Annotated in this window: 1 protein-coding gene; it reads left to right on the forward strand. The window is 33.6% G+C overall.

Annotated features, from left to right (window positions below; translation table 11 throughout):
• Nucleotides 1-63: 63 nt before the first annotated feature.
• Nucleotides 64-372 (forward strand): hypothetical protein (locus ACX6CF_RS26675; protein ID WP_458788408.1); only part of this gene is annotated, 309 nt, incomplete at its 3' end.

Genomic DNA, 372 nt, shown 5'->3' on the forward strand with positions numbered 1-372 from the left:
TGCCCTATCATTATTTTTTGTTGTAAAAAGTGGTCACTAGATGAAACGCATAGATATAAATCAATGCTAAAAGTGGCTATTTTGTATATCCCATTTACCTTTCTTTTTATCTCGCTAATGATTGGAACAAGGCATTTAGCCTATTTATTAATTGAGGGTAGGCTTTGGGATAATGGTGACTTACTTACAAGATATATCTATGAATACCCTAAAACGATAGGTTTCTATTGTGCCGTCGTGTTTGGCGCTTATACTAAGATTTATTTTGAAACATACCAAAAAGAACAAATTCACGCAGCAAAACTCAACGAACAATTACTCACCGCACAAATAGTGGTTTTAAGAAACCAATTACAGCCTCACTTTTTGTTT

Source organism: Vallitalea sediminicola (assembly GCF_054408565.1).